Genomic DNA, 14,023 nt, shown 5'->3' on the forward strand with positions numbered 1-14,023 from the left:
AAACTGTGGTGTTGGTAAGGGGCGTTTAAAGTCCGGAACAAAGCCAACGATGGGGCGTAGTGATATGCAATACCTTCACACCATGATCCGAGTATCGAACCTCGAGGACACGCTACACTTTTTCTGCGACCTTCTGGGCATGAAGGAGATCAGTCGGAAGAGCAGTGAAAAAGGCCGGTTTACGCTGGTCTTTCTTGCCACGCCGGACGATGAAGAACGAGCCCGGCAGGATAAGGCACCGATGATCGAGTTAACCTACAATTGGGATCCGGAGGAGTACTCGGGTGGCCGCAACTTTGGTCATCTGGCCTATCGCGTCGATGATATCTACGCACTGTGCGAGCATTTGCAGGCTAATGGCGTCACCATCAACCGTCCTCCCCGGGACGGGCACATGGCGTTTGTGCGTACGCCGGATAATATTTCGATAGAGCTACTTCAAAAAGGCGATGCATTACCGCCCAAAGAGTCCTGGGCCAGTATGGACAATACCGGCACCTGGTAAGCAATCGCGCGCGTTGGGCGGCTGCGGTTCTTTTCAACGGACAACGCAACATCAGGGAGATGCGTTAAAAACATGGAACGTTTTCTGGAAGACTGGCAAGGATGCCTGTCCCCCGAATGCCAGCTGGCATTGGTACAGGCCAGGGACAGAGTGCACGAACGGGGCGGTACGGTCGTCACCGTCGAAGATTACCTGCTTGCGCTACTCGATTCGTGTGCCGCAACCACCGGTTTTCTGCAAAGTGCTGGTGTGGATCTGGACGAGCTGATCAGAACCGTTCAGTGCGAGCAGCCAGTGGTGACCGAAGTCGGTAGCGAGGGTATTCTCTCCTCCCAGTTACTTTCCTGGTTATCAGCCGCGCGTGAAGTCTGTGACAAGCCGTGGCTGGATTGGAGTGACTTGCTCCGTGTACTGGCCTCTGGCATGGAGCGTCTGCGTGACAAGGCCTACGTGGCCGTGCTCGAGCTCGTTGCCAGCTGGCCAGATACCCCGCCGCTGTTACCGGTTTCCCAGAGTGAGCTTCAGAGCATGCCACTGGTGGTCACGGACAGTGACTGGCTGTCGGTGGCGGAAGACATTGCCATCAGTGTCGCAGCGTCAGCGAACGCACTGGTCTGGTTAAGGGGCAAGCGAGGTGCCGGGAAATCGAGTCTTCTCAGGCTCACTCTAGCGGCGCTGGAGCACAACTACCGTGTAGTCGATCCAAGAAATCTGGCCGGCGGGCTCGATCCGGGGGGCGTGCAGTCATCCCGGGAGGAAGCCGTATGCCACGATTCGGAAACAACGGTGCTGGTTCTGGACAATTGTACGCCTGCCGATGTCCTGCTTTTGATCACTCGCGAGTCGTCAGGATTGCCGGAGATGCTTTCAAGCTGGGCCGGTGCGATCCTGCTGGTGGGTGATCAGGCGAGTCATCAGGAATGCGCGCATCTTGAGCACTGGCTGGGGCGATCGCTCGACATCGTCGATATGCCGGATACCAGTGAGGGCCAGAAAGAGGCCATTCTTACGGCCCACCAGCCGGTTATCGAAAAACGCTGGCAGGTAGAAATTCCCGTCTCCGTGATTCGTTTTGCGGCGCATTGCCGGGCGCCGGGGTTGGATACGCCTGGCGGCCTTTTGCGGTGGGTCGAGAAGGCGGCTGCCCGGTTGAACCTGTTCGCCCGACGCGGCCCCACGCAGGCACTGGCGCTTGCCGGACAAGCGGCAACCATACATCGTCAAAGTCTCGTCGCGTTGGCTCGCGGGGAGTCGGAGGGTGCCGCCGCGGCCTCTCTTGACGATTTACACTTGCAGAAAACCGCTGTTGAAGTTGCGTGGCATGAGCGTCAGGCAGCTGGAGCGCTGAGGCAACTTTGTGTGGCCGATTTGCGCGCTGAGCTTGAACGATGGGTTGCAGCGAAGCATTGACCGGTTCAGTATTGCCGGCATTAAAACGATTCAGGTTGGAGATTTAACCGGTGAACGATCTGGAAATCTATGTTCGCGACCTCAAGGCAGGCGCGGTGTCCGAATGGCTGGAAGGGCAGGTGGATCAGCTGGAATTGGATGACAGCCAGGTGGAGACCGTGGTCAAGGGAAGCGCCCGGTTTGAAGGAGCGCGTTTGCGGATAACCCTTTACCCCGGCGCGTTTGGCAAGCGTTTTACCTCTCTGGTTATTGAGGGGGCGGCCCTGCCGTGGGCCTCCGATCTGGAATGCGCGCGCAGCGCCTGGCGGGCGATGGCGACGGAAATACGATGCAGTCCAGGAGAGTGGAGGGAAGGGGATCCCGTCGAGGATGGCCAGTGGTGGCGCCTCGACCACCGAGGGGAACATAAAGTCGTCTGGAACTGAAAAAGGCAGCCCAGGGGCTGCCTTTTTCGTGGTGCCTCGAGCGATCAGTCGCTCAGAATAGACACGTTGTCTGCCTGCAAACCTTTGTCCGCCTCAACCACGTTAAAGCGAACCAACTGGCCCTGGCGCAGAACGCGTCGACCACGGCCACGAATGGCGCGGAAATGGACAAAAACCTCGTCGCCGCTGTCGCGCACGATGAAACCGAAGCCTTTTTTCACGTTAAACCACTTAACAGTGCCTTCCTCGTCACCCTCGGGGGTGCTGTCGTCGTAGTCGTCGTCGTCATCCTGATAGCTTTGCTGTGCGTCTCGGGATGTAGTTTTGCGTCCGGCTGATTGCCTGCCAGTAAGGGCAACCGCGAGGAAACCGGCAATGCCAAAAAGAACAAAACCAATCAGGTAGGCTACGATGCCCCGGTTGCTGCCCAGTGCCTCGACGAGGTCGCCGGCGGCAATCAGTCGAAGGGGTTCGGGGGTAAAGGAAAGCAGGGTAGCCAGGATCAGTGGTGCTGGAATGGCGATCAGGATGGCAACGAGGATCGCTTTGGCTGGATTACGCATTGACTGAACTTTCTCCATTTTTGTAACGCTAACGATAAAAAACCGGATGTCGGGTAAACTTTGACACTCGGTCGGTGGAAACCGCCGGCCATCCGAACCTTGGAGACACTGGCGGGCAAAAGCGGCATGATACCAGATTATTCCGAGCGCTGACCAAGGGGATAATCGCTGCTGTTATAAGCGATTACGTTACCCATCGATCCTTTCCAGTGAGTGTTTGTATGGCTACGACTGATAAAAACCTTGAAACCCGAATGGACGAACTGGAAGTGCGTCTGGCCTTTCAGGATGACCTCATCAACACGCTGAGTGATCAGCTGGCGAAACAGGAACTGGAGCTGCGCGAGTTATGGGAAGCCAAGCAGTTACTGCACAAACAGGTTAAGGAGTTATCGCCGTCGAACATCAAGAGTGAGGAAGACGAAACGCCGCCTCCCCACTATTGAGCCTGGCTCAGGCCAGAAGTTCGATCAGGATCTGCTCGTAGATCTTCGAAAGCGTGTCCAGATCGTCAATGCTCACGCATTCGTTTACCTTGTGAATGGTGGCATTGATCGGGCCCAGCTCCACCACCTGGGCTCCGGTCGGCGCGATGAACCGACCATCCGAGGTGCCGCCGGACGTGGATAGTTCGGTGTCCCGGCCGGTGACCTTACTGATGGCCGCCTGTGTGGCGGACACCAGAGCGCCTTTGTCGGTCAGGAATGGGCGTCCGCTGAGCTGCCACGTCAGGTCGTATTTCAGGTTGTGGCGATCGAGTATGGCCACTACCCGCTCTTCAAGGCTTTCCGCCGTGCTTTCGGTACAGTAGCGGAAGTTGAAGTGCACCAGGCATTCGCCTGGAATAACGTTGCTGCCGGTGCCGGCCTCTACCCTGGTGATCTGGAAGGTCGTCGGTGGGAAGAAGTCGTTTCCGCCGTCCCAGAATTCGTTCGCCAAGGCATCAAGGGCCGGGGCAACCGAGTGAACGGGGTTTTCCGCCAGGTGCGGGTAAGCGACATGGCCCTGAACTCCATGCACGGTGAGGTGCCCGTGCAATGAGCCGCGGCGGCCGGTCTTGATCACATCCCCGACAACCTTGGTGCTGGACGGTTCGCCAATCAGGCACCAGTCGATCTTCTCATTCCGATCTTCCAGTGCTTTCACCACTTTGACGGTGCCATCCAGCGCAGGACCTTCCTCATCGCTGGTGATGAGCAGGGCAATGGAGCCCCGATGATCCGGATAGGCGGCGATGAAACGCTCACAGGCGGTGACAAAGGCTGCCAGGCTGCCCTTCATGTCTGCAGCGCCGCGGCCCCAGAGATAGCCGTCCTCAACCACTGGGTCGAAGGGTGAGTGATCCCAGTTTTTCTCCGGGCCGGTGGGAACCACGTCGGTATGCCCGGCAAAGGCCAGCACGGGGCTGTCTTTGCCTTTGCGGGCCCAAAGGTTATCGACGTCACCGAAGCGCAGTTTTTCCTCGGCGAAGCCCAGGGGCGCCAGTTGTGACATCATGAGGTCCTGGCAACCGGCGTCTTCGGGGGTGACCGATGGCCGGCTGATCAGGTCCTTGGCGAGCTCGAGGGTGGGGGAATCAGTTGTTTGCATGCAGCTCTTCGTTTAGCTCGATGGCAGACTTGTTGGTTTTGCATTCCACCGCACCGGTCTGGCTGTTGCGGCGGAAGAGCAGGTCGGGCTTGTTGGCCAGATCGCGGGCCTTGATGATCTCCACCAGTTCGTTGTGGTCGTCCAGCAGGGCGACTTTGGTTCCGGCGGTGATGTACAGGCCTGCTTCCACGGTGCAGCGGTCGCCCAGCGGAATGCCGATGCCGGCGTTCGCGCCGATCAGGCAATTCTCGCCCACCGAAATGATGATGTTGCCGCCACCAGAGAGGGTGCCCATGGTGGAGCAGCCACCGCCAAGGTCGGAGCCTTTGCCGATGATCACGCCGGCGGAAATCCGGCCCTCGATCATGCTGGTGCCTTCGGTGCCGGCGTTGAAGTTGATGAAGCCTTCGTGCATGACGGTGGTGCCTTCTCCCACGTAAGCACCCAGGCGCACGCGGGCGGTGTCAGCAATACGCACGCCCTTGGGTACAACGTAATCGGTCATCTGAGGGAACTTGTCGACCGATTTCACTTCCAGGGTGCGGCCTTCAATCCGGGCCTGCAGCTGGCGGGCAGGCAGTTCGTCCAGATCGATGGCGCCTTCGCTGGTCCATGCCATATTGGGCAGCAAACCAAAAATACCGTCCAGTTTCAGGCTGTGGGGCTTGGCAAAGCGATGGGAGATCAAATGCAGCTTGAGGTACACCTCGGGGGTGCTGGATGCGGCATCGTCCGTATCGAGGATGGTTACGGCAACAGGGCGTGAGCTCTGTGTGGCTTTCTCCGCGAGAATCGCCTGCTCAGTTTCGCCAGCCTGACGCAAGGCGGTTGCCAGCTGGGAAAGCTGTTCTGCTTTGGCGTGAATGGCCTGGTTGCCCCCCTGGTAGCCCAGGGTGTTGCTCACCACTTCCATCAGAACACTGCCGGGCGCCATGACCGGCTGCTGGTAGAACACTTCCAGCCAGTCGCCCTTTTTGTTCTGGCTGCCGATACCGATTCCGAATGCGAAACTCATCAGGTGATTGCTCCTTTGTCTGGTGAGGCTTAAGCGTCAGCGAATTGTTGTGCCCAGTCGTCGTCCTTGAATCCGACAGAGACGGACCCTCGATGCTCCACAACCGGTCGTTTGATGATAGAGGGGTTGTCCAGCATGATCTCATGGGCAGATTGGGCGCCAATGTTATCACGAACCTCGTCTGGAAGTTTTCGCCAGGTGGTGCCGCGGCGGTTGATCAGGGCCTCCCAGCCCACCGCTTGTTCCCAGCGGGTCAGAAGCGCGTCATCGAGTCCGTCTTTCTTGAAGTCGTGAAAGTCGTAGGCGATGGTTCTTTCGTCCAGCCATTTGCGGGCTTTCTTCACCGTGTCACAGTTTTTGATGCCGTAGAGTTTCATCGGGTATTTGCCTTAACGAAGTCAACGATGCGATGCGCGGCTTCCACGCATTCTTCGATGGGGGCTACCAGAGCCATCCGTACCCGGTTCTCGCCCGGATTGTGGCCAGCGACTGTACGTGACAAGTAACGGCCGGGCAGCACGTGCACGTTTTGCTGGGCCGACAGTTCCCGGGCAAAGGTTTCGTCGTCCATCGGAGTTTGGGGCCAGAGGTAGAATCCGGCATCCGGAAAGTCCACGGTCATGATTTCACGAAGAATGGGCACCACCGCTTCGAACTTGGCCCGGTACGCTGCCCGGTTTTCCTTTACATGATCCTCATCCTGCCAGGCAGCGATACTGGCCAACTGGTTCTGAATGGGCATGGCACAGCCGTGGTAGGTGCGGTATTTGAGGTAACCCTGGATGACATTCGCATCGCCGGCCACAAAGCCGGACCTGAGCCCGGGCAGATTGCTGCGCTTGGACAGGCTGTGGAACACAATGCAGCGGGCGAAATCGTCTCGGCCGATCGCTGCGCAGGTCTGAAGCAGCCCTTCCGGTGGTTGGGCTTCGTCCGGGTAGAGTTCTGAGTAGCACTCGTCTGATGCAACGATGAAGTCGTGCTTGTCAGCCAGCTCGATAACCCGGGTCAGCGTTGCTCTCGGAATCACCGCACCACTGGGATTGCCCGGCGAGCACAGGAACAGGATCTGGCAGTCCCGCCAGACCGATTCAGGCACGGCATCGAAATCCGGAATGAAGTTGTTGGTGCCGTCGCAGGGCAGGTACACCGGTGTCGCGCCGGCCAGAAGAGCAGCGCCTTCGTAGACCTGGTAAAACGGATTTGGGCTGACCACGGTAGCCGGGCGGTCACTGTCGATCACCGCCTGAACCAGCGAAAAAATGGCTTCCCGGGTGCCGTTGACCGGCACGACATGGCGGGCGGGATCCAGTGCGCCTTCGGCGAGCTCGAAGCGAGTCGTTGCCCAGGCGCTGATGGCCTGGCGAAGCTCGTCGGTGCCTTTGGTGGTGGGGTAGTTCGCCAGCTTTTCGAGGTTGTCCGCGATGACCCGTTTGACGAATTCGGGTGAGGGATGCTTCGGCTCACCTATGCCCAGTGAGATAGGGCGAATGCCAGCCGGGGGCTCAATGCCTTCTTTAAGCTTGGCGAGTTTTTCGAACGGGTAAGGATGCAGTTTGTTCAGATTGGGGTTCATTGGATGTCGTCCAGCGCTTTACAGAGTCCCTGCTGCAAATCCCGGCACAGGGCAGCGTCGCTTATCGGATCGCCTTGTTCGTCGGTGATAAAGAATACGTCTTCGACCCGCTCGCCCAGCGTGGCGATCTTGGCGTTTGTCAGGCGAACCCGGTGGTCCAGAAGTACCTGTCCGATACGGGCCAGAAGCCCCGGCCTGTCCGGGGTGATGACTTCCATCACGGTACGCTGATTGATGGTGTCGTTGGAGAAGGTGACTTCCGTTGGGAAGGCAAAGTGCTTCAGCTGTCGTGGTGTCCGGCGATGAATGATGTCCGGGTAATCCTCCGGATCGTCCAGTTCCTCAATCAGTCGTTTGCGAACCCGCTCTTTCCGGGCCGGATCGGTACCCAGGGGCTTACCCCTTTCATCGAGAACCACGTACGAACTGATGGCGTAGTCGCCGCTGCCTGAGCTGATCCGTGCATCCACGATGTTCAGGTTCAGTTGCTCGAGTACCGCCGTGGTGGCAGCGAACAGCGCGACCCGGTCTTTCAGGTAAATGGTGATTTGCGAGTATCCGTCGGTCGGGCCGCCCCGGGTGTCCCGGATGAGTACCATCGGGTCCGGGTTGTCACCGTGACGAATAATGGCCGCCGTCTGCCAGGCGATATCAACGGTGGAATCCTGAAGGAAATAATCTTCGTCAACGGTGTCCCAGAGCTGGTCGATCTGCTCGTTCGTCATGTTCTGGGCCTGGAGTATTTCCCGTGCTTCGGATTTGGTGGCCTGAATCCACTCATCGCGATTGATCGGGGTTTCCGTGCCGCGGCGCAGGGCTCGCTTGGCTTCGATATACAGCTGGCGCAGCAAAGAGGCGCGCCAGGTGTTCCAGAGCTTCGGATTGGTCGCGCTGATGTCGCACACCGTCAGGACATACAGGTAGTCCAGGTGAGTCTGGCTCGGCACCGCCTGAGCGAAATTGTGAATGATGTGCGGGTCTGAGATGTCCTTGCGTTGGGCGGTCATGGACATCAGCAGGTGATTCTCCACCAGCCACGAGATGAGCTTGGTGTCCCGTTCGCTCAGGTGATGCCGCTCGCAGAAATCTTCCGCATCGATGGCGCCCAGTTCTGAGTGGTCGCCGCCACGGCCTTTGGCCACGTCGTGGTACAGGCCTGCGATAAACAGGTTTTCCAGTTTCGGTAACTGGTGAATCAGGCGGCAAGCGAGCGGATACTCGGTTTTTGCGTCAGAGCTGCGGAGGCGGGTCATGTTGCGAATGACGCGGAGCGTGTGGGCATCAACCGTGTAGATATGAAACAAGTCGTGCTGCATCTGCCCGATGATCTGGCCGAACTCCGGCAGGTAGCGCCCCAGCACGTTGTACTTCTTCATCGCAGACAGGGTCTGCTCCAGGGCGTGAGGGGTTCTCAGCAGCTCCATGAACAGAGTAGTGACCCCCAGGTCTGAACGGAACGCGTCGTCAATCAGGTGCCGGTGTGCCCTGAGTGAGCGGATGGTCGTTGCTCGGATACCTTTGATTTCCGGGTGCTGGGCCATCAGGACAAAGATTTCCATGATGGCGTAGGGCGCCCAGGCAAAGACCTGGTTGTTGACCGCCTCGATATAGCGGTTGCGAATCTGGAAGCGTTTGTTCAGGGGGCAAATCTCATCTGACTGCCCGGAGACGAGGATGGCCTCGTCATAGTACTGAAGGATGACGTCCGTCAATTCGGCCAGGGCCAGCACAGTCCGGTAATAGGACTGCATCATCAGCTCTACGCCCAGGCGCTTGCCTTCATCTTTGTAGCCCAGCATCTGGGCAAGGGCACGTTGATGGTCAAACAGCAGCCGGTTTTCGTTCCGGTCAGCGATCAGTTGCAGGCCGTACCGCAATTGCCACAGGAAGGTTTCACCCTGGTAGAGGATCTGATACTCCTCTTCCATCAGGATGTTGGAGCGCACCAGGTCGGAAATATCCTGCAGGCCGAAATGCCGTTTGGTGATCCATCCGATGGTCTGGATGTCGCGCAGGGCGCCCGGAGAGCCCTTTACGTTCGGCTCAAGGTTGTATTCGGTGTCGCCATACTTCTGGTGCCTGGCCTGCTGTTCCTGGCGTTTGGCGATGAAGTATTCCCGATCGGTGCTGACGTCGTCGGAATAGATTTGCTCGGTCAGTTCCTGGCGCAGGCTGTCAGGGCCGGCAATAGTCCGGGTTTCCAGCAGGTTGGTCAGGATGGTGATGTCTTCCCGGGCAGCCTCTATGCCTTCGTTAATGCTCCGGACGCTGTGTCCGATATCCAGCTTGAGATCCCAGAGTAGGGTTACGAAGGCGCTGAGGTCTTCGTGCCAGCTATCCTCGACCCCGGCTCGGGTCAGAATCAGTAGATCAATGTCGGAATGGGGGTGAAGTTCCCCACGGCCATAGCCACCCACCGCGATGAGCGAGATGTCTGCCGAGTCAGCAAAAGGGTACCGTTGCCAGATCAGCCTCAGGACCGTGTCGACGGTGTCGGCGCGGGCGTGCACCAGGGCGCGTACATCGGCGCCCTGGCGGAAAGCTTCGGCATCGGCCTGATAGCGGGTTTCCAGCAGTGCTCTGGCGGCGGATACCGGCGAGACGTCCTTGCTTATGCGGGACTCCAGTTGGTTTAAGTCCACTTAAAACGGCTCTTCCGATCGCTTGGTCAGAACTTCGTACCCATCAGCGGTGCAGAGGATGGTGTGTTCCCACTGCGCCGACAATTTGTGGTCCTTGGTGACAACGGTCCAGCCATCGGGCAGCAGCTTGGTCTGGTATTTGCCCTGATTGATCATCGGCTCAATGGTGAAGGTCATGCCTTCCTGCAGTTCCATGCCGGTGCCGGGTTTGCCGTAATGCATTACTTGCGGCTCTTCATGGAACACTTTTCCGATTCCGTGGCCGCAATAGTCGCGAACCACGGAATAGCGATGCTTTTCAGCGTGCTGCTGGATGGCGTGGCCGATATCGCCCAGTCGTGTGCCGGGTTTCACCAGTTCAATACCTTTGTACAGGCACTCCTGGGTGATGTTGATCAGGCGTTCGCTGCCAGGCTTGGGCTTTCCCACAATCCACATCTTGCTCGTGTCACCGTGGTACTCATCCTTGATGACGGTGACGTCGACGTTGATGATGTCACCTTCTTTGAGCACTTTTTTCTCGGTCGGAATGCCGTGGCAAATTACGTGATTGACCGACGTGCAGACGGATTTCGGAAATCCCTTGTAATTGAGGGGAGCCGGGATTGCCTTCTGGACGTTCACGATGTGATCGTGACAGATGCGGTTGATGTCCTCGGTGGTGATTCCGGGCTTGATGTGCTCATCAAGCAACTCGAGAACTTCGGCGGCCAGGCGGCCGGCAACGCGCATTTTTTCGATTTCTTCCGGTGTCTTAATCGATACTTGCATCGGGCTTCCCATTAAATTGCATCAGCCCGGCATTTTAAGGGGCTGAGTGCCGCGGTACAAGGAACGGTTGGCGCAAAAATTATGGCTTTTGGGAAGGCGTTTGTGGTATAAACGCGGCCGCCGGAAACGAATCCGGCAAATTCGCACACGTATCGGCACGTTGTCCCAGGGTGCTCCCTTCCATCAACAAACGCATGGAAGTGGGTTGGGGCAATCGGATACGTGGAGGACTAACCCGAAGCTAAAAAGGTAACTACATGGCTCAGGTAAATATGCGCGACCTGCTGAAGGCAGGTGCTCACTTCGGTCACCAGACTCGCTACTGGAACCCAAAAATGTCGAAGTTCATCTTCGGCGCCCGCAACAAGATTCATATCATCAACCTGGAGCAGACTGTTCCTGCCATGAACGATGCGCTGAATTTCATTCAGCAGCTGGCAGGGAGCAAGAACAAGATTCTGTTCGTAGGCACCAAGCGTGCCGCGGCCAAAATCATCAAGGAAGAAGCAGAGCGCTCCGGCCAGCCGTTCGTTAACCATCGCTGGTTGGGCGGGATGCTGACCAACTACAAGACCATCCGTCAGTCAATTCGTCGCTACCGTGACCTGGATGCCCAGAGCAAAGACGGTACCTTCGACAAGTTGACCAAGAAGGAAGCGCTTGAGCGCACCCGTGAGATGGAGAAGCTTGAGCGTTCCATCGGCGGTATCAAGGACATGGGTGGCCTGCCGGACGCACTGTTCGTGATCGACGTTGACCACGAGCGCATCGCGATTAAGGAAGCCAACAAGCTGGGTATCCCGGTTATCGGTGTTGTTGATACCAACAGCGATCCTGACGGTGTTGACTACGTTATCCCGGGTAACGATGACGCCATCCGCGCGATCCAGATCTACGTGAAGGCCGTTGCCGACACCTGCCTTGAAGCAGCTCAGTCTGCTGGTGCAGGCGCTGACGAGTTTGTTGAAGTCAGCGAAGACGCGGAAGGCGCCGCTCCGGCTGCCGAATAAGCGTCAGAACCACGCTTTGAAGTTAAGGTGTGCCCGGATCTGATTCGGGCACACTTGTCCTACCGAATTCGTAATTATTGAGAGGATTGAACATGGCTGCAATTACCGCTGCAATGGTCAAAGAGCTGCGCGAGCGTACCGGCCTTGGCATGATGGAGTGCAAGAAGGCACTGGTTGAGGCTGGCGGCGATGTTGATGCTGCGATTGAAGAGCTGCGTAAGTCTTCTGGCCTGAAAGCCGCAAAGAAGGCTGGTCGTACTGCTGCAGAAGGCGTGTCTCTGATCAAGATTTCAGACGACAACACCGTTGCTTACATTCTGGAAGTGAACTCCGAGACTGACTTCGTTGCCCGCGATGACAACTTCCTCGCATTCGCCAACAACGTTTTGGAAGTTGCTTTCGAGAAAGGCGAGGCTGACGTTGCCAAGCTGATGGAAGGCGATCTGGAAGCCAAGCGCGAAGCGCTGGTTCAGAAGATCGGCGAGAACATCACTGTTCGTCGCATCGTGAAGGTAGAAGGCCCGGTAGTTGGCGGTTACGTTCACAGCACCAACAAGATCGCTTCGGTCGTAGCGATTTCTGCCGGTGATGCAGAGGTGGCGCGCGATGTGGCTATGCACGCTGCTGCGGTAAACCCGCGTGTTGGCAAGCCGGAAGAAATGCCGGAAGAAGAGGTGGAAAAAGAAAAGGAAATCATCAAGGCTCAGCCGGACATGGAAGGCAAGCCTGCCGAAATCATTGAGAAAATGATGGGCGGCCGCATCAAGAAGTTCCTCAAGGAAAACAGCCTTGTTGAACAGCCGTTCGTCAAGAACCCGGATCAGACCGTAGGCGAACTGATCAAGTCTGCCGGTGGTGAGCTGGTTGGTTTCGTTCGCCTGGAAGTGGGTGAAGGTATCGAGAAGGAAGAAGTGGACTTCGCCGCCGAGGTTGCTGCCGCAGCCGGCACTGGCAAGGCCTGATTCTTCGTCAGGCGCGACAGCCTCGGGCTTGTCGCGCCATCTCAGTCTGCCACGTCAGTCAGGTTTTCCTGGCTTTCGTGGCGGGTTTGTATCTGAGATACCCCTTTTTGAGGAGTATGTCAGATACAAGCCTGCGGCGCGCAACACGCCGCATCGCCGCCAACAGACGAAAAGGGGATCATCATGCCGACTTCTTCCAAAACCCAGCCCAGATATAAGCGCGTTCTCCTCAAACTGAGCGGTGAAGCCCTGATGGGGGAGCACGATTTCGGTATTGATCCCAAAGTCCTCGATCGTATGGCGCTGGAGATTGGTGCCCTGATCGGCATTGGTGTTCAGGTGGGACTGGTCATCGGTGGTGGCAACCTGTTCCGTGGCGCGGCCCTGAGTGCCGCTGGACTGGACAGGGTCACCGGCGATCACATGGGGATGCTTGCCACCGTGATGAATGCTCTGGGGATGCGTGACGCGCTCGAGCGTTCCAACATCCGTACTCGGGTTATGTCTGCGATCCCCATGAGTGGCATCGTGGAGCACTATGATCGCCGTCGAGCGGTTCGTGACCTCAAGGACGGCGACGTGGTCATCTTCTGTGCCGGCACCGGCAATCCCTTCTTTACAACCGATTCGGCAGCCTGCCTGCGAGGGATTGAAATCGAAGCGGATGCCGTGCTTAAAGGAACCAAGGTTGATGGTGTCTATTCGGCTGATCCGAAGCTGGACAGCTCAGCTGAGAAGTATGACCACCTGACCTACGATGAAGTGCTGGATAAAAAACTGGGTGTTATGGACCTGACCGCAATCTGTCTGGCTCGTGACCATGGTATGCCGCTGCGGGTTTTTGATATGAATAGCCCGGGTGTGCTGACCCGCATCGTCACCGGCGAAAAAGAAGGTACACTGATTGAATAATTGATGCCGGGGCGCGGCCCGTTGCCATGCCCCGGAAACGAATGGACTGTTTTCTGGAACGAATTGAGGGTGCTGAAGTGATTAACGACATCAAAGCTGACGCCGAGAAGAGAATGCAAAAGAGCCTGGAGGCTCTGCATGCGGCCTTTAACAAAATTCGCACCGGTCGGGCGCATCCCGCGATCCTCGACAGCGTGATGGTCAATTACTACGGCCAGGAAACACCGCTGAAGCAAGTTGCCGGCATCACCGTAGAAGACAACCGGACCTTGATGGTTTCGCCTTGGGAGAAGAACCTGGTTCCGACCATCGAAAAGGCCATCATGACCTCCGATCTGGGGCTGAACCCTGCAACCAGTGGCGACGTCATCCGGGTTCCCATGCCGATGTTGACCGAAGAAACCCGTCGGGAAATGGTCAAGCAGGCGAAGGCCGACGCTGAACAGGGCCGGGTGTCTATCCGCAGCGTCCGTCGCGATGCCAACAGCATGATCAAGGATCTGCTGAAAGAAAAGGAAATCACCGAAGACGACGAGCGTCGCGGTGAGGATGAAATTCAGAAGCTGACTGACCGCTACATTGCAGAAGTGGACAAGGCCCTGAAGTCGAAAGAAGAGGATTTGATGTCGGTGTAACCGACAT

At 57.4% G+C, this 14,023-nt stretch carries 15 protein-coding genes; 8 read left to right on the plus strand and 7 right to left on the minus strand.

Annotated elements, in window-relative coordinates; translation table 11 throughout:
- The first annotated feature begins 64 nt into the window (after positions 1 to 64).
- The 3 genes from LPB19_RS09320 to LPB19_RS09330 all read left to right on the plus strand — a co-directional run bounded on the left by LPB19_RS09320 (position 65) and on the right by LPB19_RS09330 (position 2,340).
- Complete coding sequence (locus LPB19_RS09320; protein WP_206642654.1) at positions 65 to 505, plus strand: VOC family protein; 441 nt, start codon at positions 65 to 67, stop codon at positions 503 to 505.
- A gap of 72 nt (positions 506 to 577) precedes the next feature.
- Positions 578 to 1,915 carry a P-loop NTPase family protein gene (locus LPB19_RS09325; RefSeq protein ID WP_228289077.1) on the plus strand — a complete coding sequence of 446 codons (1,338 nt, stop codon included), beginning with the start codon at positions 578 to 580 and terminating at the stop codon, positions 1,913 to 1,915.
- Positions 1,916 to 1,965: 50 nt separating this feature from the next.
- Complete coding sequence (locus tag LPB19_RS09330; protein ID WP_206642655.1) at positions 1,966 to 2,340, plus strand: hypothetical protein; 375 nt, start codon at positions 1,966 to 1,968, stop codon at positions 2,338 to 2,340.
- Between the two features lie 44 nt (positions 2,341 to 2,384).
- Here the strand turns inward: LPB19_RS09330 and LPB19_RS17170 are convergent, their stop codons facing one another.
- Positions 2,385 to 2,903, minus strand: a complete 519-nt coding sequence (locus LPB19_RS17170) for a cold-shock protein (protein ID WP_206642656.1) — start codon at positions 2,901 to 2,903, stop codon at positions 2,385 to 2,387.
- A 221-nt stretch (positions 2,904 to 3,124) separates the two neighbouring features.
- Between LPB19_RS17170 and LPB19_RS09340 the strand changes: the two genes are divergently transcribed.
- Positions 3,125 to 3,349, plus strand: coding sequence for a SlyX family protein (locus tag LPB19_RS09340; protein ID WP_206642657.1), 225 nt, complete (start codon positions 3,125 to 3,127; stop codon positions 3,347 to 3,349).
- A gap of 7 nt (positions 3,350 to 3,356) precedes the next feature.
- Here LPB19_RS09340 and dapE read toward each other — a convergent pair whose 3' ends face one another.
- Genes dapE through map form a run of 6 tightly spaced genes read right to left on the minus strand, consistent with a single transcriptional unit; the run spans position 3,357 to position 10,497 of the window.
- On the minus strand, positions 3,357 to 4,493 hold the full coding sequence (gene dapE / locus LPB19_RS09345; RefSeq protein ID WP_206642658.1) for a succinyl-diaminopimelate desuccinylase: 1,137 nt from the start codon (positions 4,491 to 4,493) through the stop codon (positions 3,357 to 3,359).
- A complete protein-coding gene (dapD, locus tag LPB19_RS09350) occupies positions 4,480 to 5,508 on the minus strand; it encodes a 2,3,4,5-tetrahydropyridine-2,6-dicarboxylate N-succinyltransferase (RefSeq protein ID WP_206642659.1) in 1,029 nt (342 codons plus the stop codon). The genes dapE and dapD overlap by 14 nt, the downstream gene beginning before the upstream one ends.
- 29 nt (positions 5,509 to 5,537) lie before the next feature.
- Positions 5,538 to 5,885 carry an ArsC family reductase gene (locus tag LPB19_RS09355; RefSeq protein ID WP_206642660.1) on the minus strand — a complete coding sequence of 116 codons (348 nt, stop codon included), beginning with the start codon at positions 5,883 to 5,885 and terminating at the stop codon, positions 5,538 to 5,540.
- Positions 5,882 to 7,084, minus strand: coding sequence for a succinyldiaminopimelate transaminase (gene dapC / locus LPB19_RS09360; protein ID WP_206642661.1), 1,203 nt, complete (start codon positions 7,082 to 7,084; stop codon positions 5,882 to 5,884). Before dapC ends, LPB19_RS09355 begins: the two co-directional genes overlap by 4 nt.
- Positions 7,081 to 9,726 carry a [protein-PII] uridylyltransferase gene (locus tag LPB19_RS09365; protein WP_206642662.1) on the minus strand — a complete coding sequence of 882 codons (2,646 nt, stop codon included), beginning with the start codon at positions 9,724 to 9,726 and terminating at the stop codon, positions 7,081 to 7,083. The genes dapC and LPB19_RS09365 overlap by 4 nt, the downstream gene beginning before the upstream one ends.
- On the minus strand, positions 9,727 to 10,497 hold the full coding sequence (gene map / locus LPB19_RS09370) for a type I methionyl aminopeptidase (protein WP_206642663.1): 771 nt from the start codon (positions 10,495 to 10,497) through the stop codon (positions 9,727 to 9,729).
- Between the two features lie 257 nt (positions 10,498 to 10,754).
- Between map and rpsB the strand changes: the two genes are divergently transcribed.
- From rpsB to frr, 4 genes are all read left to right on the plus strand, one after another.
- On the plus strand, positions 10,755 to 11,507 hold the full coding sequence (gene rpsB / locus LPB19_RS09375) for a 30S ribosomal protein S2 (RefSeq protein ID WP_206642664.1): 753 nt from the start codon (positions 10,755 to 10,757) through the stop codon (positions 11,505 to 11,507).
- Between the two features lie 92 nt (positions 11,508 to 11,599).
- Positions 11,600 to 12,469 carry a translation elongation factor Ts gene (gene tsf / locus LPB19_RS09380; RefSeq protein ID WP_206642665.1) on the plus strand — a complete coding sequence of 290 codons (870 nt, stop codon included), beginning with the start codon at positions 11,600 to 11,602 and terminating at the stop codon, positions 12,467 to 12,469.
- A 183-nt stretch (positions 12,470 to 12,652) separates the two neighbouring features.
- Positions 12,653 to 13,381, plus strand: a complete 729-nt coding sequence (pyrH, locus tag LPB19_RS09385) for a UMP kinase (RefSeq protein ID WP_206642666.1) — start codon at positions 12,653 to 12,655, stop codon at positions 13,379 to 13,381.
- Between the two features lie 77 nt (positions 13,382 to 13,458).
- Positions 13,459 to 14,016 (plus strand): ribosome recycling factor, encoded by a 558-nt coding sequence (frr, locus tag LPB19_RS09390; RefSeq protein WP_228289266.1) that lies wholly within the window; start codon positions 13,459 to 13,461, stop codon positions 14,014 to 14,016.
- The last annotated feature ends 7 nt before the right edge of the window (positions 14,017 to 14,023 follow it).

The sequence above is a fragment of the Marinobacter salinisoli genome (genome assembly GCF_017301335.1).
Classification (GTDB): Bacteria; Pseudomonadota; Gammaproteobacteria; order Pseudomonadales; family Oleiphilaceae; genus Marinobacter; species Marinobacter salinisoli.

Coding starts and splice junctions, on each gene's coding strand:
- LPB19_RS09320 (WP_206642654.1), top strand. CDS start 65: ATGCAATACCTTCACACCATGATCCGAGTATCGAACCTCGAGGACACG.
- LPB19_RS09325 (WP_228289077.1), top strand. CDS start 578: ATGGAACGTTTTCTGGAAGACTGGCAAGGATGCCTGTCCCCCGAATGC.
- LPB19_RS17170 (WP_206642656.1), bottom strand. CDS start 2,903: ATGCGTAATCCAGCCAAAGCGATCCTCGTTGCCATCCTGATCGCCATT.
- LPB19_RS09340 (WP_206642657.1), top strand. CDS start 3,125: ATGGCTACGACTGATAAAAACCTTGAAACCCGAATGGACGAACTGGAA.
- dapE (WP_206642658.1), bottom strand. CDS start 4,493: ATGCAAACAACTGATTCCCCCACCCTCGAGCTCGCCAAGGACCTGATC.
- dapD (WP_206642659.1), bottom strand. CDS start 5,508: ATGAGTTTCGCATTCGGAATCGGTATCGGCAGCCAGAACAAAAAGGGC.
- LPB19_RS09355 (WP_206642660.1), bottom strand. CDS start 5,885: ATGAAACTCTACGGCATCAAAAACTGTGACACGGTGAAGAAAGCCCGC.
- dapC (WP_206642661.1), bottom strand. CDS start 7,084: ATGAACCCCAATCTGAACAAACTGCATCCTTACCCGTTCGAAAAACTC.
- map (WP_206642663.1), bottom strand. CDS start 10,497: ATGCAAGTATCGATTAAGACACCGGAAGAAATCGAAAAAATGCGCGTT.
- rpsB (WP_206642664.1), top strand. CDS start 10,755: ATGGCTCAGGTAAATATGCGCGACCTGCTGAAGGCAGGTGCTCACTTC.
- tsf (WP_206642665.1), top strand. CDS start 11,600: ATGGCTGCAATTACCGCTGCAATGGTCAAAGAGCTGCGCGAGCGTACC.
- pyrH (WP_206642666.1), top strand. CDS start 12,653: ATGCCGACTTCTTCCAAAACCCAGCCCAGATATAAGCGCGTTCTCCTC.